Source organism: Zoogloea sp. (assembly GCF_028693495.1).
Taxonomy (GTDB): domain Bacteria; phylum Pseudomonadota; class Gammaproteobacteria; order Burkholderiales; family Rhodocyclaceae; genus Zoogloea.
Map to the genome: position 1 here is coordinate 1 of NZ_JAQUVG010000150.1, position 4862 is coordinate 4862.

A 4862-nucleotide genomic window follows, 5' to 3' on the forward strand; every position below is an offset into this window, starting at 1 on the left:
GGTGGATGAGCGGTTTAAGTCGCACGCCTGGAAAGCGTGTTCAGGGTAATACCCTGACGCGGGTTCGAATCCCGCCCTCTCCGCCAAGATGCCTGAAAAACCCCTTGATTTTCAAGGGGTTTTTCTTTTTTTACGCCGGTTGGTATGTCATCTGGCCTGCCATGGCAGCTTGGCCTGGGCCGGTGTCTGTTGGGCAGCCTTGAACAGTTCGAGGGGGTGGCTCTTGGGGGCAGGAACCACAAACCACAAACCACAAACCACAAACCACAAACCCTTGCCGGAGTGATCTGCCTCACTTTTCGGGCGTGGGGTTGTTCCGCTTGGCGTTGAGGTGCGTGGATCTCCGTCATCTGTGTATGGTCAGCTCTTTGGGTCTCGGTGTAACCTCATTGTCCGTTCCCGGGCATGGGTTCCGTGAGATCTTCTGGGGGCTTGCGGAGGTGATCCAGGTGGTCCGTGTTCGATTGCCTGAATAGTCCGCTGCACCTTCTTTCTGCCTCATGCTCGACGACATCAAGCAGACCCTCTGGGCGGCAGTCGACAAGCTGCGCGCCAACATGGATGCGGCCGAATACAAGCACCTGGCGCTCGGCCTCATCTTCCTCAAGTACATCTCTGACACCTTCGCCGCCCGCCGGGCCGGGCTGACCCGCCGCTTCCAGGACGAATCCGACGATTACTTCCTGAAGAGCCGCTTCTCGGGGAATGTGGTGCAGGAGAAAAAGTTCTGCGAGCTGCTGGCCAATGTGGTCAAGCGCATCCTGCGCAAGTACAAGTACCCGCCGGACCCGCCGGAGGGTGCGGTGGAGCTGGTGCTGCAGCAGGCGCAGGCGCTGGGTGAGGCTTGGGTGGGGTGGCGCCGAGGAGATTGGTTCTGGGGCAGGGCTTGTCGGTGGTCGAGTTCACGCCACCCGGTTTCGCTCCCGCCATGCCTGGGGAGAAAATCCCGTCCATTGGCGGAAGGCCCGACTGAAGCTCTTCTCGTTGCCGAAGCCCGACAGGGCAGCCACTTGCTTGATGGACTTGCGGCTGCGGTCCAGAAGCTCGATGGCCTGGTCGTGGCGGGTCTCGTCCTTGATCTGCTGGAGGGACGAGCCCTCTTCCCGCAACTGCCGGTGCAGGGTGCGGATGGAGACATGCAGGTGTTCGGCTACCCGTTCGGCGGTGGCCCCCAGGTTCGCCGGATCCCGCAGAAAACGCCGGACGCTGGCCACCAGCAGCCGGTCGCGCCGGTACTGCAGCACGGTGAGCGGCAGCGCCCGTTGCAGCATGCTCTGCAGCGCGTTTTCATCCCGACGGATGGGGAGCTCCAGATAGCGGGCGTCGAAGCGGATGCCCGCCTGTTCCGCCTCAAACCGGACCGGACCGGCGAACATCAGGGGGTAGGCTTCCGCATGGCTTGGCGCGGGATAGGGGAAGCGGCTTTCCTGCAGGGGGATCCGTGAGTCGATGGCCCAGCAGGCGTAGCCCAGCACGTAGCGCAGGAGGGTGACGCAGCAGAACTCCTTGAGCCCCGCCAGATCCCGGTGGAGGGTGATGTCCAGCCCGGCGGTGAGCCGGTCAGTGGAGAGGCGGAGGGTGATGTCGTCGGTGAGCAGGCGATGGTGGCGGCACCAGCGCTTGAGGGCGACCTCCAGGTTGGGGGACGTGATGGAGGCTCGGCACAGCATGCCGTAGCTGCCCCAGGGCAGGCGGCGGGAGAACCAGCCCAGGGCCTCGTCGTCCAGTTCCTGCATGGCGGCGCCGGACATGATTTCCATCTGGTCTGCAGTGACACGGGCGTCGGGCTGGGCCAGCAGGCCGGGATTGATCCCGGCGAGGGCAAGGGCTCCGGCCGGATCCGCGCCGTAACGGCGGTAGGCGGCCACGATGGCCTCGATGAAGGCGATGGGCGTAGCCGCCCGGCTCACGAGGCTGGCGGGGGGGAGGGCAGGGCGCAGGGACATGAGGCGGGAATCTAAAGGGGCGTGGCAGCATTTGCAACTACGATGGCGCCCGGGGGGGCGCCTGAGCCCGTACTCTGCCCCGGTACCCTGAGGGCTGCCTGCGTCCCGGGGATTCCCTACTTCCGGAGGAGACAGAACCATGAACATTCCCAGCCTCGACTTCCACCTGGGCGAAACCATCGAAGCCCTGCGCGACACCATCCAGTCCTTCGCGGCCAAGGAAATCGCCCCCCGCGCGGCTGAAATCGACCGGGTCAACGAGTTTCCCGCCGACCTCTGGAAGAAGCTGGGCGACCTGGGCCTCCACGGCATGACGGCCCCCGAGGAATACGGCGGCACGAACATGGGCTACCTCGCCCACATCATTGCCCTTGAGGAAGTTTCCCGCGTCTCGGCGTCGGTGGGTCTGTCCTACGGTGCCCACTCCAACCTGTGCGTTAACCAGATCCGCCGCAACGGCACCGAGGCCCAGAAACAGAAGTACCTGCCCAAGCTGATCTCCGGCGATCACGTCGGGGCCTTGGCCATGAGCGAGCCCAACGCCGGCTCCGACGTGGTCTCCATGAAGCTGCGCGCCGACAAGAAGGGCGACCGTTACGTGCTCAACGGTTCCAAGATGTGGATCACCAACGGCGGTGATGCCGACACCCTGGTGGTGTATGCCAAGACCGACATCGAGGCGGGCCCCAGGGGCATGACCGCCTTCATCATCGAGAAGGGCATGAAGGGCTTCACCCACGGCACCCACCTGGACAAGCTCGGGATGCGTGGCTCCAACACCTTCCCGCTGTTCTTCGACGACGTGGAGGTGCCGGAAGAGAACGTCCTCGGCGGTGTGGGCAACGGCGTCAAGGTGCTCATGAGCGGCCTCGACTACGAGCGCGCCGTGCTGTGCGGTGGTCCCCTGGGCATCATGGCCGCCTGTATGGACATCGTTGTGCCCTACCTGCACGAGCGCAAGCAGTTCGGCCAGAGCATCGGAGAATTCCAGCTGATGCAGGGTAAGCTGGCCGACATGTATTCCACCTGGATGGCCACCCGCGCCTATGTGTATGCCGTTGGCCAGGCCTGTGACCGCACCGACCACGCCCGCAGCCTGCGCAAGGACGCCGCCGGAGCGATCCTGTATTCCGCCGAGAAGGCTACCTGGATGGCCGGCGAGGCGATCCAGACTCTGGGCGGGGTGGGCTACACCAACGACTACGCCACCGGCCGCCTGTGGCGCGATGCCAAGCTGTACGAAATCGGTGCCGGTACCAGCGAGATCCGCCGGATGCTGATCGGCCGCGAACTGTTCTCTGAAACCGCCTGAGGGGAGCGGCTCCGATGACCGTCATCAAATCCAGCATCAATACCCGCTCGGCAGAGTTCCAGGCCAACGCAGCGGAAATGCAGCGCATCGTCGCTGACCTGAAGGAGAAGGTGGCCCAGGTGTCCCTGGGCGGTGGCGAGGCCACCCGGGCCAGGCATGTGGCCCGGGGCAAGCTGTTGCCCCGCGACCGGGTCGATCACCTGCTCGATCCGGGCACCGGCTTCCTCGAGGTGGGCCAACTCGCCGCCTATGGCATGTACGACAACGAGGCCCCCTCGGCTGGCGTGATCACCGGCATTGGCCGGGTCAATGGGGTGGAGTGCATGATCGTGGCCAACGATGCCACCGTGAAGGGCGGCACTTACTACCCGATGACGGTCAAGAAGCATCTCCGTGCCCAGGAGATCGCCCAGCAGAACAAGCTGCCGTGCATCTACCTGGTGGACTCCGGCGGCGCCTTCCTGCCCAAGCAGGACGAGGTCTTTCCGGATCGGGACCACTTCGGCCGGATCTTCTTCAACCAGGCCAACATGTCGGCCGAGGGCATTCCCCAGATTGCCGTGGTGATGGGCTCGTGCACGGCGGGCGGCGCCTACGTGCCGGCCATGAGCGATGAGACGGTGATCGTCAAGAACCAGGGCACGATCTTCCTGGGCGGCCCACCGCTGGTGAAGGCTGCCACCGGTGAGGTGGTCACCGCCGAAGACCTGGGCGGGGGTGACGTGCATACCCGGGTCTCCGGCGTGGCCGACCACCTGGCCGAGAACGACACCCATGCGCTGCACATCGCCCGGCGCATCGTCGGCACTCTCAACCGGACCAAGCCGGGGGGCCTCAAGCTCCTCGACGCGGAAGAGCCCCTTTACGATCCCGCCGAGATCTACGGGGTGATCCCCACCGACACCCGCAAGCCCTACGACGTACGCGAGGTCATCGCCCGCATCGTCGATGGCTCCCGCTTCGACGAGTTCAAGGCCCGTTACGGCACCACCCTGGTCACCGGCTTTGCCCACCTCTACGGCATGCCCATCGGCATCGTCGCCAACAACGGCATCCTGTTCGGCGAGTCGGCCCAGAAGGGCGCCCATTTCATCGAGCTGTGCGCCCAGCGCGGGGTGCCCCTGGTCTTCCTGCAGAACATCACCGGCTTCATGGTTGGCCGCAAGTACGAGAACGGCGGGATTGCCAAGGACGGCGCCAAGATGGTCACCGCCGTGGCCACCGCCCAAGTGCCCAAGCTCACGGTGCTGATCGGCGGCAGCTTTGGCGCCGGCAACTACGGTATGTGCGGCCGGGCCTACAGTCCCCGCTTCCTGTGGATGTGGCCCAACAGCCGGATCTCCGTGATGGGGGGCGAGCAGGCGGCGAGCGTGCTGTCCACCGTGCGTCGTGAAGGCATTGAGGCCAAGGGCGGCAGCTGGAGCAAGGACGAGGAAGAGGCCTTCAAGTCGCCCATCCGCCAGCAGTACGAAGACCAGGGTCATCCCTATTACGCCACCGCCCGCCTGTGGGACGACGGCGTGGTGGATCCGGCCCAGACCCGCCGGACCCTGGGCCTGTCCCTGTCGGCCAGCCTTAATGCGCCGATCCAGCCGACGAAGTTC

At 65.0% G+C, this 4862-nt stretch carries 4 protein-coding genes and 1 pseudogene; 4 read left to right on the plus strand and 1 reads right to left on the minus strand.

Annotated elements, in window-relative coordinates; genetic code table 11:
• Positions 1 to 203, plus strand: a 203-nt coding sequence (locus PHD22_RS16220) for a hypothetical protein (protein ID WP_299869265.1), incomplete at its 5' end; no start/stop codon positions are given.
• Between the two features lie 297 nt (positions 204 to 500).
• Positions 501 to 824 (plus strand): annotated as a pseudogene (locus PHD22_RS16225) (type I restriction-modification system subunit M N-terminal domain-containing protein); the annotation flags it as partial.
• A 78-nt stretch (positions 825 to 902) separates the two neighbouring features.
• On the opposite strand, the gene PHD22_RS16230 reads toward PHD22_RS16225, so the two are convergent.
• Positions 903 to 1946, minus strand: coding sequence for an AraC family transcriptional regulator (locus tag PHD22_RS16230; protein ID WP_299869268.1), 1044 nt, complete (start codon positions 1944 to 1946; stop codon positions 903 to 905).
• A gap of 139 nt (positions 1947 to 2085) precedes the next feature.
• Here PHD22_RS16230 and PHD22_RS16235 point away from each other — a divergent pair, with 139 nt between their 5' ends.
• Positions 2086 to 3258, plus strand: coding sequence for an isovaleryl-CoA dehydrogenase (locus PHD22_RS16235; protein ID WP_299869270.1), 1173 nt, complete (start codon positions 2086 to 2088; stop codon positions 3256 to 3258).
• Positions 3259 to 3272: 14 nt separating this feature from the next.
• On the plus strand, positions 3273 to 4862 hold a 1590-nt coding region (locus tag PHD22_RS16240), incomplete at its 3' end, for a carboxyl transferase domain-containing protein (protein ID WP_299869273.1).